Origin of the sequence: Marisediminicola sp. UYEF4 (genome assembly GCF_040546025.1) — a bacterium.
GTDB lineage: Bacteria > Actinomycetota > Actinomycetes > Actinomycetales > Microbacteriaceae > Marisediminicola.
Map to the genome: position 1 here is coordinate 1 of NZ_JBEPNA010000012.1, position 25,533 is coordinate 25,533.

At 68.8% G+C, this 25,533-nt stretch carries 22 protein-coding genes; 10 read left to right on the forward strand and 12 right to left on the reverse strand.

Annotated features, from left to right (window positions below; translation table 11 throughout):
- Positions 1-139: 139 nt before the first annotated feature.
- From mobA to ABIB15_RS11105, 3 genes are all read left to right on the forward strand, one after another.
- Positions 140-766: a molybdenum cofactor guanylyltransferase gene (gene mobA / locus ABIB15_RS11095; protein WP_354478319.1), complete on the forward strand. Its 627-nt coding sequence runs from the start codon at positions 140-142 to the stop codon at positions 764-766.
- A gap of 86 nt (positions 767-852) precedes the next feature.
- Entirely contained in the window at positions 853-1,149 is a 297-nt protein-coding gene (locus tag ABIB15_RS11100) for a DUF6457 domain-containing protein (RefSeq protein WP_354478321.1), read from the forward strand.
- Positions 1,150-1,168: 19 nt separating this feature from the next.
- Entirely contained in the window at positions 1,169-2,365 is a 1,197-nt protein-coding gene (locus tag ABIB15_RS11105) for a molybdopterin molybdotransferase MoeA (RefSeq protein WP_354478324.1), read from the forward strand.
- Between the two features lie 37 nt (positions 2,366-2,402).
- Here the strand turns inward: ABIB15_RS11105 and ABIB15_RS11110 are convergent, their stop codons facing one another.
- The 5 genes from ABIB15_RS11110 to nirD form a co-directional block, all read right to left on the reverse strand.
- Entirely contained in the window at positions 2,403-4,049 is a 1,647-nt protein-coding gene (locus ABIB15_RS11110; RefSeq protein WP_354478327.1) for an FAD-dependent oxidoreductase, read from the reverse strand.
- Entirely contained in the window at positions 4,042-6,177 is a 2,136-nt protein-coding gene (locus ABIB15_RS11115) for a molybdopterin oxidoreductase family protein (RefSeq protein WP_502908955.1), read from the reverse strand. The genes ABIB15_RS11110 and ABIB15_RS11115 overlap by 8 nt, the downstream gene beginning before the upstream one ends.
- Before the next feature lie 57 nt (positions 6,178-6,234).
- Positions 6,235-7,641: an MFS transporter gene (locus ABIB15_RS11120; RefSeq protein WP_354478332.1), complete on the reverse strand. Its 1,407-nt coding sequence runs from the start codon at positions 7,639-7,641 to the stop codon at positions 6,235-6,237.
- A 100-nt stretch (positions 7,642-7,741) separates the two neighbouring features.
- Entirely contained in the window at positions 7,742-8,530 is a 789-nt protein-coding gene (locus ABIB15_RS11125; protein ID WP_354478335.1) for a sirohydrochlorin chelatase, read from the reverse strand.
- Positions 8,527-8,919 carry a nitrite reductase small subunit NirD gene (gene nirD, locus ABIB15_RS11130; protein WP_354478336.1) on the reverse strand — a complete coding sequence of 131 codons (393 nt, stop codon included), beginning with the start codon at positions 8,917-8,919 and terminating at the stop codon, positions 8,527-8,529. The genes ABIB15_RS11125 and nirD overlap by 4 nt, the downstream gene beginning before the upstream one ends.
- 218 nt (positions 8,920-9,137) lie before the next feature.
- Here nirD and nirB point away from each other — a divergent pair, with 218 nt between their 5' ends.
- From nirB to ABIB15_RS11145, 3 genes are read left to right on the forward strand one after another with little or no spacing between them, the layout of a single operon-like run.
- Positions 9,138-11,807, forward strand: coding sequence for a nitrite reductase large subunit NirB (gene nirB / locus ABIB15_RS11135; protein WP_354478339.1), 2,670 nt, complete (start codon positions 9,138-9,140; stop codon positions 11,805-11,807).
- A 1-nt stretch (position 11,808) separates the two neighbouring features.
- Positions 11,809-12,894, forward strand: a complete 1,086-nt coding sequence (gene cobA, locus ABIB15_RS11140) for a uroporphyrinogen-III C-methyltransferase (RefSeq protein WP_354478342.1) — start codon at positions 11,809-11,811, stop codon at positions 12,892-12,894.
- A gap of 47 nt (positions 12,895-12,941) precedes the next feature.
- Entirely contained in the window at positions 12,942-14,105 is a 1,164-nt protein-coding gene (locus ABIB15_RS11145; protein ID WP_354478345.1) for a uroporphyrinogen-III synthase, read from the forward strand.
- Positions 14,106-14,111: 6 nt separating this feature from the next.
- Here ABIB15_RS11145 and trpD read toward each other — a convergent pair whose 3' ends face one another.
- Positions 14,112-15,170: an anthranilate phosphoribosyltransferase gene (gene trpD / locus ABIB15_RS11150; protein WP_354478348.1), complete on the reverse strand. Its 1,059-nt coding sequence runs from the start codon at positions 15,168-15,170 to the stop codon at positions 14,112-14,114.
- 39 nt (positions 15,171-15,209) lie between these two features.
- Here trpD and ctaE point away from each other — a divergent pair, with 39 nt between their 5' ends.
- From ctaE to qcrB, 4 genes are read left to right on the forward strand one after another with little or no spacing between them, the layout of a single operon-like run.
- Entirely contained in the window at positions 15,210-15,878 is a 669-nt protein-coding gene (ctaE, locus tag ABIB15_RS11155) for an aa3-type cytochrome oxidase subunit III (RefSeq protein ID WP_354478350.1), read from the forward strand.
- A gap of 19 nt (positions 15,879-15,897) precedes the next feature.
- Positions 15,898-16,716, forward strand: coding sequence for a cytochrome bc1 complex diheme cytochrome c subunit (qcrC, locus tag ABIB15_RS11160; protein ID WP_354478353.1), 819 nt, complete (start codon positions 15,898-15,900; stop codon positions 16,714-16,716).
- Positions 16,717-16,771: 55 nt separating this feature from the next.
- Positions 16,772-17,842, forward strand: coding sequence for a cytochrome bc1 complex Rieske iron-sulfur subunit (gene qcrA, locus ABIB15_RS11165; protein WP_354478356.1), 1,071 nt, complete (start codon positions 16,772-16,774; stop codon positions 17,840-17,842).
- Positions 17,839-19,473, forward strand: coding sequence for a cytochrome bc1 complex cytochrome b subunit (gene qcrB / locus ABIB15_RS11170; RefSeq protein WP_354478358.1), 1,635 nt, complete (start codon positions 17,839-17,841; stop codon positions 19,471-19,473). The genes qcrA and qcrB overlap by 4 nt, the downstream gene beginning before the upstream one ends.
- A gap of 455 nt (positions 19,474-19,928) precedes the next feature.
- On the opposite strand, the gene ABIB15_RS11175 is transcribed toward qcrB, so the two are convergent.
- The 6 genes from ABIB15_RS11175 to ABIB15_RS11200 form a co-directional block, all read right to left on the reverse strand.
- Positions 19,929-20,402: a GNAT family N-acetyltransferase gene (locus tag ABIB15_RS11175; protein WP_354478361.1), complete on the reverse strand. Its 474-nt coding sequence runs from the start codon at positions 20,400-20,402 to the stop codon at positions 19,929-19,931.
- Positions 20,371-20,817 (reverse strand): cytochrome c oxidase subunit 4, encoded by a 447-nt coding sequence (locus ABIB15_RS11180; RefSeq protein ID WP_354478364.1) that lies wholly within the window; start codon positions 20,815-20,817, stop codon positions 20,371-20,373. The genes ABIB15_RS11175 and ABIB15_RS11180 overlap by 32 nt, the downstream gene beginning before the upstream one ends.
- Positions 20,818-20,820: 3 nt before the next feature.
- Positions 20,821-22,560, reverse strand: coding sequence for an aa3-type cytochrome oxidase subunit I (ctaD, locus tag ABIB15_RS11185; RefSeq protein ID WP_354478366.1), 1,740 nt, complete (start codon positions 22,558-22,560; stop codon positions 20,821-20,823).
- On the reverse strand, positions 22,557-23,444 hold the full coding sequence (gene ctaC / locus ABIB15_RS11190) for an aa3-type cytochrome oxidase subunit II (RefSeq protein WP_354478369.1): 888 nt from the start codon (positions 23,442-23,444) through the stop codon (positions 22,557-22,559). Before ctaC ends, ctaD begins: the two co-directional genes overlap by 4 nt.
- Before the next feature lie 208 nt (positions 23,445-23,652).
- Positions 23,653-24,033 carry a HesB/IscA family protein gene (locus ABIB15_RS11195; protein WP_354478372.1) on the reverse strand — a complete coding sequence of 127 codons (381 nt, stop codon included), beginning with the start codon at positions 24,031-24,033 and terminating at the stop codon, positions 23,653-23,655.
- 47 nt (positions 24,034-24,080) lie between these two features.
- Positions 24,081-25,496, reverse strand: coding sequence for a dipeptidase (locus tag ABIB15_RS11200; RefSeq protein ID WP_354478375.1), 1,416 nt, complete (start codon positions 25,494-25,496; stop codon positions 24,081-24,083).
- Positions 25,497-25,533 lie beyond the last annotated feature (37 nt).

The window sequence follows — 25,533 nt, forward strand, 5'->3', positions numbered from 1 at the left end:
CGTCACCAAGACCTTCGACTGGGTCGACGCCGACGTCAACTAACCCACACCCCGCCCCACAGAACAGGACCCCCAGCGGCCGTGTCGACACCCCAGGGTCTCGACACGGCCGCTTCGTGGTCTCGCCTAGCATGGTGGCGTGCCTGACTGTCCCGTGCCTCACTCCCCCGCCTACGACGCGATCATCGTCGCCGGGGGACGCGCATCCCGCCTCGGCGGCATCGACAAGACCTCGCTCGAGTTCGAGGGGGTCCCGCTCATCCACCGTGCGTTCGACGCCGTGAAGTCGGCCGCGCGGATCTGCGTCGTCGGCGGTGACATGCTCCCCCTGCCTGCGAGGGTCGAGCGGGTGCGGGAGTCCCCGCCGTGGGGCGGCCCGGCCGCGGCGGTCGCCACCGGGATCGCGGCTCTCCACGACAGCACCTCCCCCTTCACGACGGTCACCGCTGGCGACCTGCCGCGGGTCGGCGAAGCGATGCCCGCTCTCCTCGCGGCATCCGCCGAGCTGCCGGACGACATCGACGGGGTCCTCGCGATCGACGGGTCGGGGCAACGCCAACCGCTCCTCGCCGTCTACCGCACCGCGGCGCTCCGCCGCGCCGTCGCGCGTGCGCCGTCGCCGGAGAACCTCCCGGTGCGGCGCCTTCTCGACACGCTCACGCTGCGCGAGTTGACACTCCCCGACGAGTGGTGCGCCGACATCGACACCCCGGAGGATGCCGCCGGCGTGGGCATCGTGATTCCTCCGCACTCCACCGCTGGTTAAGCTGGAACAGGGGCCGAACGGCTGCCACGAACCAATCCGGTCGGCGTCGACGAAGTCGGCAGGCCTCGATTCACAGGGAGCGCCACGTGCCCACCGACGACAACTCGACCAATCCGGCCACCAGAGCGTCGACCCTTGACAGCTGGTTCGCCCAGCTCTGCACCGAGCTCGGCATCGACCTCGACATCGATGTGAACATCTTGCTCGACGTCGCCAGGGACGCCGCGCACGGCGTCGCCCGTCCGGCTGCACCGCTCACAACCTTCCTCGTCGGCTACGCCGCCGCGCGTGCGGGCGGCACCCCCGACGACGTGCGCCGCATCTCCGAGATCGCCGCCCGGCTCGCCGTCGAGCATGGCGTGACCCGCGACGGTGCCCAGTGACGCCCGAATCGACTGGGTCATGAGCCGCAGGCACCCCGCGGCGATCAGCTGGTCCGAGGCGCGGCGGCTCGCGCACGAGACCGGCCGCGCCCGGTCCGGCGGTGTCGAGTTCGTTCCGATCGCGGATGCCACCGGCCGCACCCTCGCGAGGGAGATCACCGCTCTCGCTCCACTGCCCGGCTACGCCTCGTCCGCCATGGACGGCTGGGTCGTCGCCGGCGACTCGCCCTGGCAGCTGGGTGCTCCGATTCACGCGGGCGACCGTCCCTCCGCGGCGCCACTCGCCGCCGGGACGGCGCGGGCGATCACGACGGGCGGCCCCGTCCCCGACGGCTCCCGCGGCGTGCTCCGCTCCGAGCACGGCGCGACGCGCGACGGGATGCTCCTTCTCGCCCCATCCGCCCGCCCCGACGAGCCGGGCGCCGGCGAGCACGTGCGCCACATCGGCGAGGAGATCGCCGAGGGAGAACCGCTGGCGTCATCCGGAGTCATCCTCACCCCGCCGCGCATCGCCCTCGCGGCCGTCGCCGGCTATGACTCCCTGCCGGTGCGGAAGGCACCCACGGCGGATGTCGTGCTGCTGGGCAGCGAGGTCATCGGCTCGGGAATTGCGGCGCCCGGGCTCGTGCGCGACGCGTACTCTCCCCACTTCCCGGCGCTGCTCGCGGGGGTCGGGGTGCGGGTGCGGGAGCTGCGACACCTGTCCGACGACCTCGCCTCCACGACCGACGCGCTCGGGGCGAGCTCGGCCGCCTTCGTGCTGAGCACGGGCGGCACCGCGGGAAGCGCCGCCGACCACGTGCGCGGGGCACTCCGCGCGCTCGGGGCGACCCTCGTCATCGACGGCGTCGCGATGCGGCCCGGGCATCCGGTCATGCTCGCCCTGCTCCCTGGCGACCGTCCGATGCTGTGCCTGCCCGGAAATCCGCTCGCGGCGATGCTGACCCTCGCGAGCATCGGGATGCCGCTCGTCGACGGTCTGCTCGGGCGCCCGCTCGCCGCCCTCGGCACCGTGACGCTCGCGGGCGACGTGCACAACGAGGGCGGCCAGACACGGCTCGTGACCTTCACTCTCCGCGCCGACGGCGCCGTGCCCACCTCCCGCCAGGGCTCCGGCATGCTCCGCGGGCTCGCCGCCTCCGATGGTGTCGCGGTGATCCCGCCCGGCGGCGCCTCCGCCGGGTCTCGGGTCGAGACGGTGCCACTCCCCTGGTAGCGCCCGGACAGGGCGGGCCACCGATCGAAGGGCCGGGTCAGGGTACGAGCTCCTGCGGTTCCGCGGAGCGGGCGAACTGCTCGAGCACCTCGCCGATCCGGACCTTGCAGCCCCCGCATCCGGTGCCGGCACGGGTGGCGGAACCGATGCACGCGACCGTGTCGTTGCCCTTCGCCGCCGAGTCGGAGATGGCACCGACGGTCACCCCGTTGCACCAGCAGACCGTCGCGTCGGGGGCGAAGGCTCCCGCGGCGTCCTCGTAGTCGGGGCCGTCGAAGCGCAGCAGCACCGACCGGTCGGCGGGCAACTCGCTGCCGCGCTCGAAGAGCAGGGTGAGCTCGGCGGCGGTGCGCGGCATGCCGACGCAGACGAAGCCCTCGAGAACCCCAGCGCGGGTGACCATCTTGACGTAACGCCCATGCTCGGGGTCGGCCCACTGCGAGACCCGCCGCGGCGCTGCGGCGCAGTCGCCGGAATGATCCGACCCGGTGTCATCCCACGGTTCCATCGTGACGTCGCCTGCGGCCGCGACGTCGATGCCCTCCGCCTTCAGCAGGACGAGCGCGGGGCGTTCGGCGGCGAGTGGGGGCCCGTCGAGAGGGGCGGATGCGCCGAGCTCCGCCGCGAAGCTCGCCGCGAGCCAGTCGGCCTGCCGCCAGCCGGGACCGACGAGTCCGGATGGCGCGCCGGACGGCGCGGCCGACGACGCGCCGACAGCTTGGCGCGGCGCGATCTGCGCGCAGTCGCCGATAGCGAAGATCCGCGGGTCATCCCAGCTGCTGAGCCGCTCGTCGACGAGCACCCCCATCGAAACGGAGAGGCCGGAAAGCTGCGCCAGCTCGGTGCGCGCGCCGACACCGCACGACAGCAGCAGAAGGTCGCCCCGAATCTGCTTGCCGTCGGCGCAGACAAGCCCGTCGAATCGTTCGACGCCGTCATCGTCGAGGTGGTACACCACGCTCTCCGCGCGGGAGTTGGCGACCATGCTCACGCCGGCGCGGCGCGCCGCACTGGTCAGCACACTGCCGCCACCACGGTCGAGGTTGCGCGCCATCGGGGTCGGGCCATGGTGCACGACGCACACCTCGGCGCCGCCGCGGGCCGCGGCAAGGGCGATCTCCATCCCGAGCACCCCCGCGCCCAGCACGACGATCCGTCGTCCGGCGCGCACCGCCTCGAGAACGGCGTCGGCGTCGGCCAGGTCGCGCAGGGCCGTGATCCCGCGCGGAAGCGGCGCCTCGGCCGAGTCGAGGGTCGCGGGGTCTCGCGGAGGCCGCATCCGGTCCCTCCTCACACGGGTGACGCCGGCGAGGGTGGGGACGTTCGCGCGTGCCCCGGTCGCGAGCACGAGCCGGTCGTAGGCGAGGTCCTCGCCGTCGCCGAGGGTCACGGTGCGACGGGTGCGGTTGATCGAGACGACGCTCACCCCGGTGAGGATGCGCACGCCGGCGTCCCTCGCCGCCCCCGGATCGGTGATCTCGAGCGCGTCGCGGGCGGCATGCCCGACGGCGTACTCGGCGACGAGCACCCGGTTGTAGGCATCCGCTGCCTCGGCTCCGACGATGGTGAGCTCGGCGAGGCCCGCGCGCACGAGGGGCAACAGCTCCTCGGCGAATCGGGCACCGACCGGGCCGTAGCCGACGAGAACGATTGCCTCCGGACGCGGGGCGAGGTTCTCAGGCACGGATGCTCTCCTTTCCGACGGCCACGAGCCGGACTGTCGTCTTCTTGAATTCGGGCATTCCCGATACCGGGTCGGTCGCGCCCTCGGTGAGCAGGTTCGCGCACTGGCGTCCGGCGAAGTGGAACGGCAGGAACACCGTGTCGTGTCGGATGCCCGTCGTCACCTCGGCGCGGCAGCGCACCGTGCCGCGGAGGTTGGACAGGTCGACCTCGTCACCGTCGCCGATCCCGAGCCGGGCGGCGGTCGCCGGGTGCAGCTGCACGCGGGCGTCGGGCCGCGCCGCCGCGAGCTCGGGCACTCGCCGGGTCTGCGCGCCGGACTGGTAGTGCTCGAGCAGGCGACCGGTGATGAGGGTGAGGGTTCCGTCCAGCTGGGCGGGCTCGATCACCGAGCGCGCCCTCACGGCGACGAGGCGGGCGAGGCCGTCGGGGTGGGCGAACCTGTCCAGGAACAGCCGGGGGGTGCCTGCCGAGCCTGCCGGGTAGGGCCAGTACGCCTCCTCCCCCGCGTCGAGCGCCGACCAGCGGATGCCGGAATAGTCGGCCATCCCGCCGGCCGACGCGCGGCAGAGCTCCTCGAACACGGTCTCGGCGTCGTCGCTGAAGCTCGAGGTGGAGCCGAGCCTGCGGGCGAGCTCGCGCATGATCCACAGTTCACCGCGCACGCCGGGTGGGGGGTCGAGCGCACGGCGGCGGCGGATGACCCTGCCCTCGAGCGACGTCATCGTGCCCTCCTCCTCGGCCCACTGGGTGACCGGCAGCACGACGTCGGCCAGAGCCGCGGTCTCCGAGAAGAAGAAGTCGCAGACCACCAGGAAGTCGAGCGCCTCGACGCCCGCGCGCACCCGGCCCGCGTCGGGGGCGGAGACGACGATGTTCGACCCGTGCACGAGCAGGCAGCGGATGCTCCCGCCGAGTTCGGCGAGCATCTCGACGGCGGGGAGCCCTGGGCCGGGGATGCTGTCGGCGTCCACCCCCCAGACGCTCGCGACGTGCGCCCGCCCGGCGGGATCGGTGATCCTGCGGTAGCCGGGCAGCTGGTCGCACTTCTGCCCGTGCTCCCGGCCGCCCTGGCCGTTGCCCTGACCGGTGAGGGTGCCGTAGCCCGAGTCGGCCGTGCCGACGAGGCCGAGCACGAGGGCGAGGTTGATCGCGGCGGTCGCGGTATCGGTGCCGTCGACGTGCTGCTCGACGCCCCGCCCGGTGAGGATATAGGTGCCCCGCCCGCGCGCGAGCCGCCGGGCGATGTCGCGCAGGTGCCAGGCCGGAACTCCCGTCTGCGACTGCACCCGCTCGGGCCACCACTGGCTCACGCTTCGGCGGAGGGCGTCGAAGCCGACGGTGCGGCTCTCAATGTAGGGCGCGTCGACCAGTCCCTCGGAGATCACGATGTTGATGAGCCCGAGCAGCAGCACGAGGTCGCTGCCGGGGGTGGGCTGCACGTGGAGGCCCGCGCCGTCGTCGGTGAGCCTCGCTGTCGCGGAGCGGCGCGGGTCGACGACGAGGAGGCCGCCCGCGGCGCGCGCCCCCTCAAGGTGGGCGATGAACGGCGGCATGGTCTCGGCGACGTTCGAGCCGAGGATGAGGATGGTGTCGGCGGCGTCGAGGTCCTCGACCCGGAACGGCAGCCCACGGTCGACACCGAAGGCGCGATTGCCGGCTGCCGCCGCCGACGACATGCAGAACCGGCCGTTGTAGTCGATGCGCGAGGTGCCGAGGGCGATCCTCGCGAACTTGCCGAGTTGGTACGCCTTCTCGTTGGTGAGCCCGCCGCCGCCGAACACGCCGACGGCATCCGCCCCGTGCTCGACTCGGGTCGTCGCGAGGCGCGCCGCGACGAGGTCGAGGGCGTCCGCCCAGGATGCCGCGGCGAAAGTGCCGTCCGGCCGGCGCACCATCGGTTCGAGAATGCGCTCCGGCGAGGCGATCAGCTCCGCGGCCGTCCAGCCCTTCGTGCACAGCCCGCCGCGGTTGGTCGGAAACTCCCGCCCGGACACGGCGAGCAGGGGACGCCCGCCGGGGGCGGCCGGTGTCGACACGCCGCCGGTCGGGTGGGAGGGCGTGAGGGTCATCGCGCACTGCAGGGCGCAGTAGGGGCAGTGCGAGGCTGTGCCGCCCACGGTTGCCATGCTCATCAGTCCTCGTCCCTGTCGTCTGTTCGTTCAGCGCGCGCCCGGCGGATGCCGCTAGATGCGCTGCCCGGCGACCGAGTTGTTGCGGCGCAGGTAGAAGAACGCGGTGACCCCCATGAGCACGACGTAGGCCGCGATGAAGGCGTAGATCGCGTTGGCATAGCTCCCGGTCGAGGCGAGCGACGCGCCGAGCACCTGCGGGATGATGAATCCTCCGTACGCGCCGATGGCCGAGATGATGCCGATGGCCGCGGCGGTCTTGCGCTGCGTGCCCACATCGCCCGAGTTGAGGTGCGCATCCTTCACTCCGCTGCGGGCCGCGAAGATGCTGGGGATCATGCGATAGGTGGACCCGTTGCCGATGCCCGTGGCGCCGAAGATGAGCATGAAGGTCCCGAGGAACAACCAGAAGTTGCCGACCGGAAGGATCAGGATGACCGTGACGGCACCGATCGCCATCACTGCGAAGGCGTAGAACGTGACCAGGGCACCGCCGAAACGGTCGGCGAGCTTGCCGCCGAAGGGCCGGGCGAGCGATCCGACGAGGGCGCCCATGAAGGCGAGCGACACTGCCGCGGCGCCGATCTGGAAGGTCGAGAACTCGGGGAACTGGGTCGAGATGAGCTTCGGGAAGACGCCGGCGAAGCCAATGAACGAGCCGAAGGTGCCGATGTAGAGCAGCGACATGATCCACAGGTGCGGTTCGCGGAGGGCCGCCGCGGAGGCGGCGAAGTCGGCCTTGGCGCTCGAGACGTTGTCCATGTACTTGTAGGCGCCCCAGACCGCGATCAGGATGAAGGGGATCCAGAGCCACCCGGCGAGATGGATGTTGAGGGTTCCGACGGCACCGATCGTGATGACGATCGGCACGACGATCTGCGCGACCGAGACGCCCAGGTTGCCGCCCGCGGCGTTGAGCCCGAGGGCGACGCCCTTCTCTCGCTGCGGGAAGAAGTAGTTGATGTTCGACATCGAGCTCGCGAAGTTCCCCCCGCCGAATCCGGCGAGGGCGGCGACGAAGAGCATCACGCCGAACGGGGTCTCCGGGTTGCTCACGGCGAAGCCGAGGGCCGTGGACGGGATCAGCAGAAGGGCCGCCGAGATGATCGTCCAGTTTCGCCCGCCGAACTTGGGCACCAGGAATGTGTACGGGAACCGCAGCGTCGCGCCGACGAGGGCCGGCATGGAGATGAGCCAGAAGGTCTGGCCGATGTCGAAGTTGAAGCCCGCCGCAGGCAGTTGCACGACGACGATGCTCCACAGCTGCCAGACGACGAAGCCGAGGAACTCGGCGAAGACCGACCACTTCAGGTTGCGCTGGGCGATGACCTTGCCGCCGCCCTCCCACTGCGCCTGGTTCTCGGGGTTCCAGTTGTCGATCCAGCGGCCGGGCCGGTGAACGAGCGCCGGAGTCTCCGTGGCGGTATCAATCGGTGAGTTGCCCGTTGTCGTGGTGCTCATGCTGTGTCTCCTCTAGCCAAAATGTGCTCATGCTGGGTCTTCGTGTCTCGACGCTACGGTTGCCCTGTTTCAGGCAGCCGTTGCCCCGGTTACTTTCCCGTCACCGCTTCGTCACCGGCTGGAGCGACCCCTGATAGGCCGACGAAACATGCCCGTCACTTTCGGCTGCGGCGCGGCCGGAGCAGGCCGCCGCGTCGTACAGGTCGGAGACGACGTCGACGAGCAGGGCGGGCGGATGCTCCCCCGCGGCGAGCAGGGGCGCGGTCACCACGTCGGCGCCGGCGGCGCGCGCGAGGCTGTCGAAGTAGCCCGGCGCGAGAAGGAAATTGGCGACGACGACCCTGGCCCCTGGCGCGGCGGCCCGCTCGGCGGCCACCGCGGCACTCAGCGCCGGGTCGACGGCAGAGAGGAAGCCGACCGAGACCGGGCGGCCGAGTCGCTCGGCCAGGAGGCGGCCCATGAGGTGGCAGTCAGCGACGGCGTGGGCATCGCTCGACCCGGCGGCGCCGAGCACGACCCGGTCACCCGCACGCAGTCCGACCTCGTCGAGCCGCGACGCGAGGATCTCGGCGAGCCGCGCGTCGGGACCGAGCGCTCCGGTCACGGTGACTGGCCGCGGCGCCGCATCCCTGGCGGCGATCCGAAGGTCGACTCGCACGTGGAAACCCGCGGACAGCAGCAGGGGCACAATGACGACCGACCTGCCCTGTTCGATCGCCGCGATCGACTCGGGCACACTCGGGTGCTGCACGTCGACGAACGAGCCGAGCACCATCGTGTGCGGCTTCGCGGCGACCACGGCCCGCACAAGCGCCGCGACGGCCCTGTCGCCGACCGGGTCACTTGTCCCGTGGGACGCGGCGACGAGCACCGGCCGTGCGGCGCTCACATCGATTCCGCGGCCGCCTCCGGCAGGCGCGCGGGCAGGCCCACGAGCACCACTCCCCCGTCGATCCGCACCGGGTAGGAGTCGAGGGCGAGGTCGGTCGAGGTGAAGCACTCGCCCGTGGCAAGGTCGTACACCTGCTTGTGCAGCGGCGACGCGATGGTCGGCCTGTCTCCCCGTGACCCGACGATGCCGCGGGACATCACGAACGAGCCCGTCGCCGGATCGCGGTTCGTGACGGCGTAGAGGCGGCCGTCGGGAACGAGGAACAGGGCGACCTGCACCCCGTCGATCAAGGCGGCCTCACCCCACAGCGGTTCGATCGCGTCGAGGTCACAGACGCGCTCCCAGCGCAGCGCCGCGGTGACGGAGGGGAAAACAGCTATCGACACGGGATCACCTGGCCTTCCTGGGTCGGGGTGGCCATGCCCACGCTAGGAGGCGCAAATTTCAGGCATGGACCTGCCGCGTGACAATCGAGTAACAAAGACCTCTCACGGCGCCCTCGTCGCCGTGACCGCTCTGTCACACATTGTTACGTCAGCGCAACGGGCGGGAAACGCGCCGTTTCTAGGCTGGGCCGATACCGACTCGGAAGGCACGCCACACCATGGACCAGTCCGATCTCTCCGGCGCCGCTGCCACCACACGCGACGTGATCGTCATCGGTGGCGGGCCTGCGGCGCACCGCTTCGCCGAGGCGATGCATGCCCGCGGGAGCCAGGCATCCGGCTCCCCCACGACATCGATCACTGTCATCGGCGAGGAGGCGCACCTGCCCTACGACCGCGTCGCCCTCTCGCGCCGCCTCGTCGACACCGAGGACCTGACCCTGGGCGACGTGAGCCTGTGGCAATCCCCCGGGGTCGACTTCGTCGGCGGCCATCGCGTCGACAGCATCGCCCCGGCCGCCCGCACGGTGACCCTCGCGGACGGCACCACGATCCGCTACGACGACCTCGTCATCGCGACCGGATCGTCGGCGACGGTGCCGGCAATCCCCGGCGCCGAGTCGGGCTACGTCTACCGCACCATCGACGACGTCGACTTCCTCGTCGGCGAGGTGGCGAGGCTCGCCGCGAAGCTCCGGCGGCCGGCCAACGTTGTCGTTGTCGGCGGCGGCCTGCTCGGTCTGGAGGCCGCCGGCGGGCTCCAGCGGCTGGGCGCGCGGTCCACCATCGTGCACTCGGGCCGCTGGCTCATGTCGGCGCAGCTCGACGAGGGCGCCGGCCAGGCCCTCGGCCGCCTGATCCAGGCGCAGGGAATCACGCTGGCCCTCGGCAATCGGCCGTCGGAGGTGCTCCTCTCCGACTCCGGCCGCGTGCTCGGCGTCACCCTCACCGATGGGCGGCACCTGAACGCCGACCTCGTCGTGTTCTCGATCGGCATCACCCCGCGGGACGAGCTGGCGCGTGCCGCTGGCCTCGACCTCGGCCCGCGCGGCGGGATCGCCATTGGTGAGGACTGCTCGAGCTCGCATCCCGGCATCTGGGCGATCGGCGAAGTCGCGAGCGTCGACGGCACCTGCGTCGGCCTCGTGGCCCCGGCGAACGCGATGGCCGAGGTCGTCGCCGACCGCCTGCACGGTGGCACCGCACTGTTCCCCGGCATCGACGACGCGACCAAGCTCAAACTCTCCGGAGTCGAGGTCGCGAGCTTCGGCGACGCGCTCGCGAAAACCGAGCACGCACTCGAGGTCGTCTACGCCGACCCGGCCCGCGGCCTCTACCAGAAGATCGTCGTCACCGACGATGCGAAGACCCTGCTCGGCGGCATCTTCGTCGGCGACGCGTCGCCCTACTCGGCGCTCCGCCCGCTGCTCGGCAGGGAGCTGCCGGCCGAACCCGGCGCCTACCTCTCCGCGGCCGGAGCTGAGGCGCCCGCCGGCTCCGAGCTGCCCGACGACGTGCAACTGTGTTCCTGCAACAACGTCTCCGTTGGCGCCGTGCGCGAAGCCGTCAGGGGCGATCACGGCGAGGCGTGCACCGAACTCGGCCCGCTCAAGGCCTGCACCCGCGCCGGCACCCAGTGCGGCTCGTGCGTGCCGCTCGTCAAGAAGATCCTCGAGACGGAGCTGACCAAGGCCGGCGTCGAGGTGTCCCGGGCGCTGTGCGAGCACTTTTCGCTCAGCCGCAGCGAGCTGTTCGAGTCGGTCCGCATACTCGGACTCTCCTCCTCGGAGCAGATCATCGAGCGCTTCGGGCAGGGGCTCGGCTGCGACGTCTGCAAGCCCGTCATGGCCTCGATCCTCGCCACCCAGAACGCCGGCTACATCCTCGACTCCGGCCGCGGCGCCCTCCAGGACACCAACGACCGGGCCCTCGCGAACATGCAGAAGGACGGCACCTACTCGGTCGTCCCCCGCATCCCCGGCGGCGAGATCACCCCGGCGAAGCTCAAGGTCATCGCCGAAGTCGCCGCCGACTTCGGGCTGTACACGAAGATCACCGGCGGACAGCGGATCGACCTGTTCGGGGCACGCCTCGAGCAGCTCCCCGACATCTGGCGCATCCTGGTCGACGCGGGCTTCGAGTCCGGGCAGGCCTACGGCAAGAGCCTGCGCACGGTGAAGAGCTGCGTCGGATCGACCTGGTGCCGGTTCGGTGTTCAGGATGCCGTCGCGATGGCCATCCAGCTCGAGCTGCGCTACCGGGGCCTGCGCGCACCGCACAAGTTCAAGCTCGGGGTCTCCGGCTGCGCCAGGGAGTGCGCCGAGGCCCGCGGCAAGGACATTGGCATCATCGCCACCGAGCAGGGCTGGAATCTCTACGTCGGCGGCAACGGCGGCTACCAGCCGGTTCACGCCCAGCTGCTCGCCCAGGACCTCGACGACGATACCCTCATCAGCTACATCGACCGCTACCTGATGTACTACATCCGCACCGGCGACCGGCTGCAGCGCACCGCGCGCTGGCAGGAGGAACTCGAGGGCGGGATCGACCACGTGCGCGACGTCGTCTGCAACGACTCGCTCGGGATCGCCGACGAGCTCGAGACCGCCATGGCGGCGCATGTCGACAACTACGAGGACGAGTGGGCCGCGACGCTCAAGGACCCGGAGCGGCTGCGTCGGTTCCGGTCATTCGTCAACGCGCCCGACACCGCCGACCCGGCCCTCGTGCAGGTCATCGAGCGGGACCAGCCCCGGCCCGCCTGGCCCAACGAGCGGGATTCAGACGACGAGGCGCCCGCCCGCACCGGTCCGGTGTCGCTGTCGGGCCCGACGATCCCTCTCCGACCGGCACTCCGGCAGAACTCCACCACACGAACGGCGCAGTGACATGGACCTGAATCTCGACCTCTCCGGCCGCCGCGTGCTCGTCGCGGGCGGCGCCCGGCCCGCCCGCCGCACGATCGCGAGGTGCCTTGCCGCGGGTGCCGCCGTCTTCCTCGTCTCGGACACCTTCGACGTTCTGCCGACCGGGGTCGACCGGGTGCTGCTGCCCACGACCCGCTCCGGCTGGAGCGACCTGGTCGGCGCGGTCGACCTCGTGATCGCGGTCGACCCCGTCGAGGCGATCGACTCGGCCGTCTCGCGCGCCGCGCGGCAGCGCCGCGTCTGGCTCACACGCGAGCAGCCGGCATCCGTCTCCGCGACCGGCCGGGTCACGCTCGTCGGCGGCGGCCCCGGCGACGACGGCCTCCTCACCGTCGCCGCGATGAGTGCCCTGCGCGGCGCGGACGTGGTGCTCTACGACCTCCTCGGGCCGCGCGACCGGCTCGAGGAGTGGGCGCCGGGCGCCACCCACGTCAATGTGGGCAAGACCCCGGGCCACCACGCTGTTCCGCAGCGCGAGATCGAGCGGATGCTCGTCGAGCACGCGCTCGCCGGCCGCACCGTCGTGCGCCTCAAGGGCGGCGACCCCTTCGTCTTCGGGCGCGGCGGCGAGGAGGTCATCGCCTGCCGCGACGCGGGAGTCAGCGTGAGCGTCGTCCCGGGCGTCACGAGCGCGATCTCTGTTCCGGGCACCGCAGGCATCCCGGTGACGCACCGCGAACTCAGCCGCCTGTTCACGGTCGTCTCCGGCCACGCCCCCCTGAGCGACGACGAGCTCGGCCACCTCGCTGGCCTCGGTGGAACCGTCGTCGTGCTCATGGGCGTCGCCACCCTCCCCCACCTCGCGGCGGGACTGATGCGCCGGGGGCTCTCCCCCGACACACCCGTCGCCCTCATCGAGCGAGGTTTCTCCGCGAGCCAGCGCACCACGATCGCGACCCTCGCCGGCATCGTGAGGGTGGCGCAGCAGACGGGGGCGAGGTCACCGGCCGTCATCGTCATCGGGGAGGTCGTACGATTGGCCGGAAGCAGTGACGCCGAGGCCGCCCGGTTGCTGCACGACACAGTCTCCCTCGCGTCATCCGCATGACCATGACGCGCGAACCCCGGCAGGTTCGGCACCGTGAGGGAGGCCCCGTGACCGGCACACGTTCCGACGCTAACGACGCCGCCGGCGCGTCGACAGATGCCGCGCTGCCCGGGTTCCGGCCGGACCAGCTCGCCGGATTCCGGATCGGCGTCACCTCGGACCGCCGCTCGGAAGACCTCATCGCCGCGTTCGAGCGGCGCAGCGCCGAGGTGCTTCACGCCCCCGCCATCCGCATCGCCCCCGCGGACGACGACGCCCTCGTCACCCACGACACGCACGCCATCATCCTCGCGAGGCCCGATGTGCTGCTGGCGACGACGTCGTATGGGATCCGTCGTTGGTTCGAGGCCGCGGACGCCGCAGGTGTCGGCTTCGAGCTGACCTCGACCCTGGAGAACACGCGGATCCTCGTGCGCGGACCGAAGGCGAGAGGCGCAATCCGCGCCGCCGGACTGGACGACTCGGGGATGAGCGACGAGGAGACGACCGCCTCCCTCGTCGACCGCGTGATCGCGGAGGGGGCTGAGGGGCTGACGGTCGCGGTGCAGATGCACGGATTCACCGACGAGGCCCAGCTCGACCGGCTGCGCGCCGCGGGCTCCACCGTACTGAGCGTCGCGCCGTACCGGTGGCTCCTGCCCAGCGATGCCGCCCCCGTCGTCAAGCTCATCGAGGCCATCTGCGCCGGATCGGTAGACGCCGTCACCTTCACGAGCGCGCCAGCGGTCGATGCTCTGTTCGCCGCCGCCGACAGCGTCGGGAGGCTCGAGGACGTGCTCGATGCGTTTGCCGATACCGTCGTCGCGGCCGCCGTCGGCCATGTGACGGCCGCGCCCCTCGTCGCCGCGGGCATCGCTCCACTCATTCCCGAGCGCTATCGGATGGGCGCCCTCATCCGTCTCGTCTGCGAACACCTCTCCGAAAGGCGGGTCGTGCGCCTGGAGTCCGCCCATGGGCTCGTCGAGCTGCGCGGGCGACTCATCTCGATCGGCGGCGCCCAGGGCACCCTTGCGCCGACCTCGCTGACCCTCGCACGCACCCTTCTGGCGGCGCGCGGCGGCGTCGTCTCCCGGCGTGACCTCACCGACGCGCTCCCCGACCCGCTCGACGACCACGCGGTCGACGTGGCGATCAGCCGGCTGCGCCAGGCGCTGCCGGTCCCCGCACTCGTCGCGACGGTGATCAAGCGCGGCTACCGCATCGACGTGTAGCGGCGCCTACGCGTCGCGCCCGGTGACCGCGACCCACGCGTCGAGCTTGGCGATCGCCGCGCCCGAGTCAATCGCCTCCTCGGCCGTCACGAGCGCGGCACGGAAGCGGTCGAGCAGGGGCAGCTGCGCCTGCTGATGGTCGGCCGCGAGCGAGAACGAGACGATCCCGGCGGCGGCGTTGAGCAGCACGATGTCGCGGACCGCGCCGGTCTCCCCCGCAAGGGTGGCCCGTGCTACGCCCGCGTTGTGCGCGGCGTCTCCCCCGACGAGATCGGCCATTTTCGACCGGCGGATGCCGAGGTCGAGCGGATCGAGATCGTGCTCGGTCACGGCCCCCCGGGAGACCTCCCAGATGTGGCTGTGACCGGTCGTCGTCAGTTCGTCGAGCCCGTCGTCGCCGCGGAAGACGAGCGCCGTCGCGCCCCGCGTCTGGAACACGCCGACGATGAGCGGCACCTTCTCGGCGTTCGCAACGCCGACCGCGGAAGCCTCCGGCCGCGCCGGGTTGCAGAGCGGGCCCAGGAAATTGAAGACCGTGGGGATCCCGAGCTCGCGGCGGGTGGGGCCGGCGTGCCGGAACCCGGGGTGGAACAGCGCGGCGTACGCGAAGGTGATACCCGTCTCGCCGAGCACCTCAGCGACACGCGCGGGCGACAGGTCCAGATTGAGCCCGAGTGCGCCCAGCACATCGGAGGATCCGGATGCCGAACTGGCCGCCCGATTGCCGTGCTTGACCACCGGGATCCCCGATGCCGCAGCCACGACGGAGGCCATGGTCGATACGTTCACCGTGCCGAACCGATCACCGCCGGTGCCCACGATGTCGAGTGCCATCGGGTCGACCTCGAGCGGAACGGCGTTGGCGAGGATGGCGTCACGAAAGCCGACGATCTCGTCGACGGTCTCGCCCTTCGCCCTCAGGGCGACAAGAAAAGCGGCGAGCGTCGCGGGCGACGCGGAGCCCGCCATCACTTCCTGCATGGCCCATGAGGCTTCGCTGATAGACAAGTGCTCGCCCTCTAGGAGCGCACTGAGCAAAGCGGGCCAGGTGGTCTCGGAAAGCATGACTGCGATCCTAGCTTTTCCCTGCAACTGTCCAGCGGAATGACAAAAGCGTCCCTCGATATCGGACATAATGGGGAGGTGTCCACAACTTCTCTCTCTCGCTCTGTCGGGGCTCCAGTCGTCAATCGCCCCAGCGTTGTCGCGGTGGGCACAATCGTCTGGCTCGGCAGTGAAGTCATGTTCTTCGCCGGCCTGTTCGCGATCTACTTCACTCTCCGCTCCACGTCGCCGGAGTTGTGGGAATCGGAGGCGGGGCTTCTCAACATCCCGTTCTCGCTGACCAACACGATCATCCTCGTCCTGTCCTCGGTGACCTGCCAGTTCGGCGTTTTCGCCGCCGAACGCCTGCAGCCCAGGGCCACCGGCTGGAAGATCTCCCAATGGGGAATGGTCGAGTGGTTCTTCCTCACCTACGCCATGGGGGCCGTGTTCGTCACCGGCCAGATCTACGAGTACGCGGTGCTCGTGAGCGAGGGTCTGTCGATCAGCACCAACTCCTACGGCTCCGCGTTCTACATCACGACCGGGTTCCATGGCGCTCACGTGATCGGAGGGCTCATCGCCTTCCTGATCGTGATCGGCACCGCGTTCAGCGTCAAGAACTTCGGTCACCGGGAAGCGACTCGCGCGATCGTCGTTTCCTACTACTGGCACTTCGTCGACGTCGTCTGGATCGGGCTCTTCCTGGTCATCTACGTACTCAAATAGGATCGGGAACCCGCACAGCATGCGCACACTCTCCTCACCCGCACGAGGCAACTCGAACGGCCGCAAATCGGGCCGACGCCATCCCCTCGCGACTGTCGCCCTCATCCTCGTCGGGCTCCTGACGACCGGTGGCGCCTACGCCATGTTCAGCTCCACCGCCTCAGCCGAGACGAACACGGCGGTGACGCAGACCATGGTCGACGAGGGCCAGAAACTCTTCGCCGCCAACTGCGCGACCTGCCACGGCCTCAGCGCCGCCGGCACCGAAGCGGGGCCGAGCCTCTACGGCGTCGGCGCGGCATCCGTGCAATTCCAGGTCGGCACCGGCCGCATGCCCCTCGCGGCAAGCGGTCCCCAGGGCCAGAAAAAGCCACCGCAGTTCACCGAGGAGCAGACCCTCGCGATGGCGGCCTACGTGGCCTCGCTCGCGCCGGGACCGGAGATCCCCGAGGAGCGCTACCTGCAGGCCGACGGCGACGCCACCCTGGGTGCCGAGCTGTTCCGCGTCAACTGTGCGATGTGCCACAACGTCGCCGGAGCCGGCGGAGCGCTCACCGAGGGCAAGTACGCCCCGGCTCTGGGCGGCGTCCAACCGGTGCACGTGTACGAGGCCATGGTCACCGGCCCGCAGAACATGCCGGTGTTCAGCGACCTCAACCTGTCACCTCAGGAAAAGGCCGACATCATCACATATCTTCAGTATCTCGAGAACAATCCGTCTCCGGGCGGTGCAGACCTCGGAAGCCTCGGACCGGTTTCTGAAGGCCTCTTCATCTGGATCTTCGGGCTCGGCGCCCTCGTTGGCGTCACGATTTGGATCGCATCGAAGGCCAACTAGGCCGTTCCGCCCCCGCAACTCAACACCTACAGCGCAGCAATCGAAGGGGAAGACCATGGCACAGCACGACACCGGCGAGAAATCCGCCGCTGCCGGCTCGGCTGTCGACCGGATCGAATCGAGCCGTGTCGCGTCAGGCACGGCCGTCGAGGTCGCCGACGCGTTCGTCAACCCCGGCCTGCCGCCACACCGCCCGCGGGTGACTGATCTCGACCCGAAGAAGGCGAAGCAGGCCGAGCGCCGCGTCTACACCCTCTTCTACGTGTCGATCATCGGAAGCGTCGCAGCGGTCGCCGCGTACTCTGCGATCCCGCTCGTTCCCGGCGACAACGCGACCCTCCGCCTCAGCACCGCCCTTCTGGGTCTCGGCATCGCGCTCGGGCTCCTCGGCATCGGAATCGGTGCGGTCTATTGGGCGAAGACGCTCATGAAGGCCGACGAGATGGTGGAGATGCGTCACCCCACCCGTGGGTCGGACGCGACGCGGGAACGTGCAGTAGAGATTTTCCAGCTCGGCAATGAGGAGTCCGGTTTCGGACGCCGCGCCCTCATCCGAAACAGCCTCATCGGTGCGCTCATCGCAACACCGATCCCCGCGATCGTTCTGTTCCGCGACCTCGGGCCGGCCGGCTCCCCCGCCGAAGCGCTCATGACCACCATGTGGGAGCCGGGCATGCGCCTCACGCGCGACCCGACGGGCACCCCCATCCGTGCATCCGAGGTCACCCTGGGCTCGGTCTTCCACGTCATCCCCGACGGCCTGCTCGAGAAGGAGCACAAGCTCGAGGAGAAGGCGAAGGCGGCGGTGCTGCTCATCCGCCTCAAGCCGGAAGACCTCAACGAACTTCCCGAACGCGCCGACTGGTCGTATGACGGCATCGTCGCGTACTCGAAGATCTGCACGCACGTCGGCTGCCCCGTGGCGCTGTACGAGCAGCAGACGCACCACCTGCTCTGCCCCTGCCACCAGTCGACCTTCGACGTGACCAACCACTGTGAGGTCATTTTCGGGCCCGCTTCACGGCCCCTCCCGCAACTCCCCATCTCCGTCGATTCCGACGGCTACCTGATCGCCCAGTCGGACTTTCTCGAGCCAATCGGTCCTAGCTTTTGGGAACGCTCATGAGCGCCACAGACACAGCATCCGCCGACACCACTCCTGCCGCATCGACGGCACCGGCGACCCGAGGCCAGCGATTCACCAACGCGTCGGCGAACTACATCGACGAGCGCACGAGCGTCTCCGGTCTGGTCAAGGAACTGGGCCGCAAGGTCTTCCCCGACCACTGGTCGTTCATGCTCGGCGAGATCGCCCTGTACAGCTTCGTCGTCATCCTGCTCTCGGGCACATTCCTCACCTTCTTCTATGACCCGTCGATGACCGAGGTCGAGTACGAGGGCTCCTACGTGCCGCTCAAGGGCCTTGAGATGTCGGCAGCGATGGCATCCAGCCTCGACATTTCCTTCGACATCCGCGGTGGTCTCCTCATGCGCCAGGTGCACCATTGGGCTGCGCTGCTGTTCATCGCCGCCATCGGGTTGCACATGCTTCGTGTCTTCTTCACGGGTGCGTTCCGCAAGCCGCGCGAGCTCAACTGGTTCATCGGCTTTGTGCTGTTCATTCTCGCGATGGCAGAGGGCTTCACCGGCTACTCGCTCCCCGACGACCTGCTCTCCGGTAACGGTCTGCGCATCATCGACGGCATGGTCAAGGCGATCCCGCTCATCGGCACCTGGATCTCCTGGCTGCTCTTCGGCGGCGAATTCCCCGGCGTCGAGGTCATCCCCCGCCTGTTCGTGCTGCACATCCTGCTGCTGCCGGCGATCCTTGTCGTCGCACTCGGTGCCCACCTGCTGCTCATGGTCATCAACAAGCACACCCACTACGCGGGCCCCGGCCGCACGAACGACAACGTCGTCGGCGTTCCCGTCATGCCGATCTTCGCTGCCAAGGCCGGTGGGTTCTTCTTCATCGTCTTCGGCGTGATCATGCTGCTCGGTGCGTTCTTCCAGATCAACCCGATCTGGGCCTACGGCCCCTACGACCCGTCACCGGTGTCGGCGGGCACCCAGCCGGACTGGTACATCGGTTTCGCCGATGGTGCGCTGCGGCTCATGCCGGGCTTGGATGTTGTCCTCCTCGGCTACACCTATCCCCTCGGCGTACTGGTGCCCCTGGCGATCCTGCCGATCTTCCTCGGACTTGTCGCGTTCTATCCCTTCATCGAGGCGTGGATCACGGGCGACAAGCGCGAGCACCACATCGCCGAGCGTCCGCGCAACGCGCCGGTTCGTACCGCGATCGGTGCGGCGGGTGTCACGTTCTACGCGGTCCTCTGGGCGGCGGCGAGCTCCGACCTCATCGCGACCCACTTCCTCGTCACGATCGAGGGAACAATCATCACGCTGCGGTGGCTGCTGGTGATCGGGCCGGTACTGGCCTACTTCCTGACCAAGCGCATCTGCCTCGGTCTGCAGAAGAAGGATCGAGAGATCGCCCTGCACGGCTACGAGTCTGGACGCATCGTGCGCCTGCCGGGTGGCGAGTACATTGAGGTTCACGAGCAGCTCGACGACTACGAGCGCTGGAAGCTTGTCAGCTACCTTGACTACAAGCCGCTCATGGTGCGCCCCGACGATAAGGGCCGCATCTCGGTCGCCCAGCGCGCCCGTGCCGGCCTGTCGTCCTGGTTCTTCGAGGACCGCATCGCGCCGGCCACAACGACCGAGCTCGAGCGCGAGACCGCGTCGCACTAGGTCACCCACGCACGAAGAACGGCGCCCGGACTTCGGTCCGGGCGCCGTTTCTGTGTGGCGGGCGCGGGATGCCGCGTGCCGCGACAGCGGCACGGCTCGCCCCTCCACCCAACGTCGCAATCGCGCATCGGCCCGTCGAGAGTGCTCGTTGACGTCGAATGTGCCGGTTTCACCACACACGCTCGGCGCCAACAGGCTCACTCGACGCACTGCCTTACCTGCGCCCGGAGTGAGTCTGTGCGAGCGCGGATATCACACACGGAGGTCACCTCACCTGGGCGTCCCACGCAGCCCCTTCCGCGACCCAGAGTCTGACAGCGGAGGCACATGCACTCACGGACATCCCCAAGGCACATCTCCCACGAGACGCGCCACGAGTGGTCTGTGAGGGACACCAGCCGTCCCCTCGCAACGCCTCAGTCGAGTGCACAGACCGGGCTGTCCCGAACGTCCGCTCACACCGACGCGTCGAAGCTCTTCTTCAGGTAGTCGGCGGTGGAGCGATAGTCGAGTCCCTCGTAGAAGAACGCCGCACCGCGACGGCTCGCAACGGTCAGCTGGCGCACGCCCAGGGCCCGGCACTCGCGCTCGACAGCGCCCACCAGGGCGGTACCGACCCGCTGGCCGCGGCTCGCCTCATCGACGACCAACTCTTGCAGGTGAGCCGCAATGCCGTTGGTGTGGAACAACCGCGCGAGCGTTGTGAACGCGTAGCCGGTCACTTTGCCGTCGTGGTCAGTCGCCACGAGCAGCAGGTGATCGTCTGAGTTGCGGATGTTGCTGGCGTACGCCGCCTCGAATGCCGGACGCTCGGGCGCGTCACCCTTCTCGAGCTGGGCGAGCAGCCCAAAGATCGCGTCCGCGTCGTCGAGAGTCGCCGCCCTGATACTGATGGGCTTAGCGACCGAAGTTGCCGCGGTAGTACTCATACATCCAGCCTACGAGGCTGAGCACGGTCAGGGCGGCGCCGATCGGTGCCATCCAGACGCTCACGGCGATGCCGAGGAACAGAAGCGCCGCTCCGCCGGCGAGCATGATGGGCCACCAGCTCCACGGGCTGAAGAACCCCTGCTCAGCGTCGCCGTCGTCGATGTTCGCGTTGAGGCGGTCTTCCGGCAGCTCCCCGCCCTGTGCCGAGTGGGTGCGGCCCAGGTAGAACGCGATGAGCGCCGACAGGATCGCGGTCAACGAGATCGCGATCGTGCCAGCCCACTCGACAGCCGAGACGCGCCGGATGGCTTCCGGTGTGTTGTTGAAGTCGATGACCGACCACACCGTGTAGACCACGGCAAGGAGAGCGAAGAATACCGTCAGGATCCAGAACAGCCGTGTGTTGGCGATCACCGGCTACTTCACCTTCTCGTCGGACAGGTCGTACACGGGGGCGTCCGGGGCGTCCTTGAGCGGGCCGATGCCGATTGGGATGCCGGCCTCCGGGTGCGCGAGGTCGAACGCCGGCGACTCCGAGCGGATGCGCGGAATGGAGGTGAAGTTGTGGCGCGGCGGCGGGCACGAGGTCGCCCACTCGAGCGACCGACCGTAGCCCCAGGGGTCGTTGACCGTGACCTTGGGCGCGCGCATCGCGGTGATCCACACGTTGTAGAGGAACGGCAGCATCGAGACTCCGAGGAGCATCGCGCCGACCGTCGACAGCTGGTTCATGGCGGTGAAGCCGTCCTCCGGCTGGTACGTCGCGTACCTGCGGGGCATGCCCATCACCCCGAGCCAGTGCTGGATCAGGAAGGTCATGTGGAAGCCGATGAACAGCAGCCAGAAATGGATCTTGCCCAGGCGCTCGTCGAGCATCTTGCCCGTGAACTTCGGCCACCAGAAATAGAACCCGCTGAACATCGCGAACACCACAGTGCCGAACACCACGTAGTGGAAGTGCGCGACCACGAAGTAGGTGTCGGAGACCATGAAGTCGAGCGGCGGCGACGCCAGGATCACCCCGGTCAGCCCACCGAAGACGAACGTGATCAGGAACCCGATTGCCCAGATCATCGGCGTCTCGAACGTCACCGAGCCGCGCCACATCGTGCCAACCCAGTTGAAGATCTTCACCCCGGTCGGCACCGCGATCAGCATCGTCATGAGCGCGAAGAACGGCAGCAGAACCGACCCTGTCACGTACATGTGGTGCGCCCACACCGTCATCGACAGCGCCGCGATCGAGATCGTCGCATAGATCAGGGTCTTGTAGCCGAAGATCGGCTTCCGACTGAACACCGGGAACACCTCAGAGACGATCCCGAAGAACGGCAGGGCGATGATGTAGACCTCCGGATGCCCGAAGAACCAGAACAAATGCTGCCAGAGGATCGCCCCGCCGGCCTCTGGGTTGAAGATCTGTGCCCCGAGAACCCGGTCCGCACCGAGGGCGAACAACGCGGCCGCCAGCACCGGGAACGCCATGATCACCAGGATCGAGGTCACCAGGGTGTTCCAGGTGAAGATCGGCATCCGGAACATCGTCATGCCGGGCGCGCGCATGGTGATGATCGTAGTGATGAAGTTCACGCCACCGAGGATCGTGCCGAAGCCGCTCATCGCGAGACCGAACACCCACAGGTTGCCACCGAGACCGGGTGAGAACGTCGTCGACGACAGCGGCGAGTACGCAAACCAACCGAAGGATGCCGCGCCCTGCGGGGTGAGGAACCCGGCCACCGCGATGAGCGAGCCGAAGCTGAACAGCCAGTAGGCGAATGCGTTCAACCGGGGAAACGCCACGTCGGGAGCACCGATCTGCAACGGCATGAGCACGTTGGCGAAGCCGGCGAACAGCGGCGTCGCGAACATCAGCAGCATAATCGTGCCGTGCATCGTGAACAGCTGATTGTACTGCTCCTTCGTCGCAACGACGTCGAGGCCCGGCGCGAAGAGCTGCGCCCGGATGACGAGCGCCATCACTCCGCCGAGGCAGAAGTAGAGGAACGAAGTGATCAGGTACAGGTACCCGATCTTCTTGTGGTCAGTCGAGGTGACCCAGTCGACAATGATGTTGCCCTTGGCCCCGACTCTCGACTCGACCGGCCGCGGGCCGGGCGTCGCGGATCCGACTTTCGGTGCCGTCGCTGTGCTCATTCTGAGTTACCTTCGCGTTCTGGAGCTTCCGTGCCTGGCTGGTTCGAATTGGTGTTGTATTCCTCGCCGAGAGTTCCCGTCTGCCCTGCCGCGGCGAGGCTCGCGATCTGGGCGTCGTACTCTGCCTGCTCGACAACCTTCACCTGGAAGAGCATGAGCGAGTGGTACTCGCCACACAGCTCGGCGCACTTGCCGATGTAGGTGCCGGTCTTGAGCGGCGTGAAGTACATGTAATTCGACTTGCCGGGGATCATGTCCTTCTTATAGAGGAAGTCCACGACGAAGAAGGAATGGATCACATCGCGCGACTCGATCTTGATCTCGACACTCTTGTCGACCGGCAGGTAGAGCACGGGGAGCTGGTCGTAGTCGACCGTCGCCGGGCCGTCGAGCTCGGTGGCCTGAACGCCGGCGGAATAGACACCCTCGCCGCCCGGGCCCTCGTTGAGGTAGTTGAAGTCCCATGCCCAGCGCTTGCCGTAGACCTCGATCGTGACGTCGGGGTCTTCGATCGGCGCCTCGATTGCGGCCTGGTCGCGGGCGGTGAAGGCGAAGAAGCCGAGCACCAGAAGCAGCGGCACGACCGTATAGAAAATCTCGATCGGCATGTTGTAGCGCAGCTGAGCCGGAAGGCCCGTCTGACCCTTGCGGCGGCGGTAGACGACGGCGGCCCAGATGATGAGGCCCCAGGTGACGATTCCGACAATCAGCAACACGATCCAGGAGGTGACCCAGAGGCCCGTCACACGGTCGGTGTTGCTGGTGATTCCTGGCTCCCCCGGGAGGTAGCCACGCAGCTGGGTTTGGGTGCATCCGGCGAGAACGACGACAAGCATCGTGGCGATCGGGATGGTTGCCCATCGTAGACGGCGGTTTGAGTGCACCGGGGACCTTTCAATTACACGGACCGTGAGAGAACTCAGGTTCTGTTCAACTCTCTCAGCCTACTGCGATCGACACCCGTCGAGAGACCCGCACGGCGGCATTTCGGCATCAAAAAAGGGAACTGCCAGTTGGCAATTCCCTTTTCTGGACGTCTGCTCAATGAAGATCGTCTGATCGCTGAGCGAGCGCTATTGCCCTGGGTGCGTGCTAGTGGAAGGAGTCCCCGCACGCGCAGCTGCCGCCCGCATTCGGGTTGTCGATCGTGAAACCCTGCTTCTGGATCGTGTCTTCGAAATCGATGCTCGCGCCCTCGAGGTAGGGCACGCTCATCTTGTCGACGACGACCTCGACACCGTCGAAGTCGACGGTCGTGTCGCCCTCGAGCAGGCGCTCGTCGAAATAGAGCTGGTAGATGAGCCCGGAACATCCGCCGGGTTGCACTGCGACGCGGAGGCGGAGATCGTCACGCGCTTCCTGTTCGTAGAGGGCGCGTACCTTCGCCGCAGCGGTCGCCGTGAGCCCCACACCGTGCGCGGGTGCGGACGCCGTGTCGGTCGTGGTGCCATCGGTCAGTGTCGTGTCGGTCATGACCACTCCTTTTGCCTAGAAAAAGCTCTGACCAGTGTAAGCATCGATCACCCGTTTTTCTTCCCGCGCTCGTCGAGACGCGCGAGCAGCACGGCCTCGGTGAGCACGGCACGGTGGAACACCCCGAGGTGCAGCGACTCGTTGGGGCTGTGCGCCTTGGTGCCGGGATCCTCGACCCCGGTCACCAGGATCTGCGCGTCCGGGAAGACGTCGACCAGGTCGGAGATGAATGGGATCGAGCCGCCGACGCCGGTCTCGACGGGTGCAACGCCCCACGCATCCGCCATCGACTGCTTCGCCTCGGCGACGGCCCAGCCGCCCGTGTCGACGAGAAACGGATTGCCGGCGTCGACGTCGGTGATCTCGACATGCGCTCCGAAGGGCGCGTGGGCGCGCAGGTGAGCGTCGATCGCCGCGTACGCCTCCGCGGCGGGCTGGCCCGGAGCGATCCGCACGCTGATCCGCACCGAAGTCGACGGCGACAGGGTGTTCGAGGCGTTGTCGACGGTCGGGGCGTCGATGCCCGTGATCGTGATGGCAGGCTTCGACCAGATCCGGTCGAGGATGGCGCCGGATCCGATCGGGCTGACCCCGTCGAGCAGGCCGGTCTCGTGGCGCAGCTTCGCCTCGTCGTAGTCGGGCGTGTCGGTGTCGCGGCCGGTGAGGCCCGCGACGGCGACAGACCCATCGTCGTTGTAGAGGCTCGCGAGCAGGAGCACGGTCGCCATCATCGCGTCGGGCACCGCTCCACCGAACATGCCCGAGTGCGAGGCGTGCGCGAGGGTCGAGACCGTGAGCCGGAAGGTGACGTTCCCGCGCAGCCCGACCGTCAGGGCCGGGGTGTCGATGTCCCAGTTGTCCGAGTCGGCCACGACGATGACGTCGGCGGAGAGCTCCGCCTGGTGCTGGCTGAGGAAGTTCTTGAACGACCGGGAACCGAACTCCTCTTCCCCCTCGATGAACAGGGCGAGGCCGAGGTTGAAGTCGGGGCCGACGGTCTCGACGAGGGCGCGGATGGATGCGATGTGCGCCATCACGCCCGCCTTGTCGTCTGCGGAGCCGCGGCCGTAGAGCCGGTCACCGCGCACCGTCGGCTCGAACGGCGGCGAATCCCAGTCGGCGTCGTCCCCGGGGGGCTGCACGTCGTGGTGGGCGTAGAGCAGGATCGTGGGTGCCCCACCTCGCGCCGCACGGTTCGCGAGCACGGCCGGCTGGCCGAGCGCGTCGGAATCACCCTGCGTCGCCCGGGAGATCTGCACGCTCTCGAATACGCCGAGGCCCTCGACGAGATTCTTCACGGCATCCGCGCTGTCCTGCACCCGCTGCGGGTCGAAGGCGCCCCAGGACACGGACGGGATGCGCACGAGGGCGCCGAGCTCGGCGAGGGCGGAGGGCAGCCCCGCCTGCACGGCACTCGCGAGTGCGGCGAGCAGTTCGGGACGTGTGGGCGCGACTGAAGTCATGCGAGTAATCTTAAGCCGAGACCAACGGCAAGGAATT

Excerpts from the sequence above, each read along its gene's own strand:
- ABIB15_RS11105 (WP_354478324.1), top strand. The coding sequence starts at position 1,169 with ATGAGCCGCAGGCACCCCGCGGCGATCAGCTGGTCCGAGGCGCGGCGG.
- ABIB15_RS11115 (WP_502908955.1), bottom strand. The coding sequence starts at position 6,177 with ATGGCAACCGTGGGCGGCACAGCCTCGCACTGCCCCTACTGCGCCCTG.
- ABIB15_RS11120 (WP_354478332.1), bottom strand. The coding sequence starts at position 7,641 with ATGAGCACCACGACAACGGGCAACTCACCGATTGATACCGCCACGGAG.
- nirB (WP_354478339.1), top strand. The coding sequence starts at position 9,138 with ATGGACCAGTCCGATCTCTCCGGCGCCGCTGCCACCACACGCGACGTG.
- cobA (WP_354478342.1), top strand. The coding sequence starts at position 11,809 with ATGGACCTGAATCTCGACCTCTCCGGCCGCCGCGTGCTCGTCGCGGGC.
- trpD (WP_354478348.1), bottom strand. The coding sequence starts at position 15,170 with ATGCTTTCCGAGACCACCTGGCCCGCTTTGCTCAGTGCGCTCCTAGAG.
- ctaE (WP_354478350.1), top strand. The coding sequence starts at position 15,210 with ATGACAAAAGCGTCCCTCGATATCGGACATAATGGGGAGGTGTCCACA.
- qcrC (WP_354478353.1), top strand. The coding sequence starts at position 15,898 with ATGCGCACACTCTCCTCACCCGCACGAGGCAACTCGAACGGCCGCAAA.
- qcrA (WP_354478356.1), top strand. The coding sequence starts at position 16,772 with ATGGCACAGCACGACACCGGCGAGAAATCCGCCGCTGCCGGCTCGGCT.
- qcrB (WP_354478358.1), top strand. The coding sequence starts at position 17,839 with ATGAGCGCCACAGACACAGCATCCGCCGACACCACTCCTGCCGCATCG.
- ABIB15_RS11175 (WP_354478361.1), bottom strand. The coding sequence starts at position 20,402 with ATGAGTACTACCGCGGCAACTTCGGTCGCTAAGCCCATCAGTATCAGG.
- ctaD (WP_354478366.1), bottom strand. The coding sequence starts at position 22,560 with ATGAGCACAGCGACGGCACCGAAAGTCGGATCCGCGACGCCCGGCCCG.
- ABIB15_RS11195 (WP_354478372.1), bottom strand. The coding sequence starts at position 24,033 with ATGACCGACACGACACTGACCGATGGCACCACGACCGACACGGCGTCC.
- ABIB15_RS11200 (WP_354478375.1), bottom strand. The coding sequence starts at position 25,496 with ATGACTTCAGTCGCGCCCACACGTCCCGAACTGCTCGCCGCACTCGCG.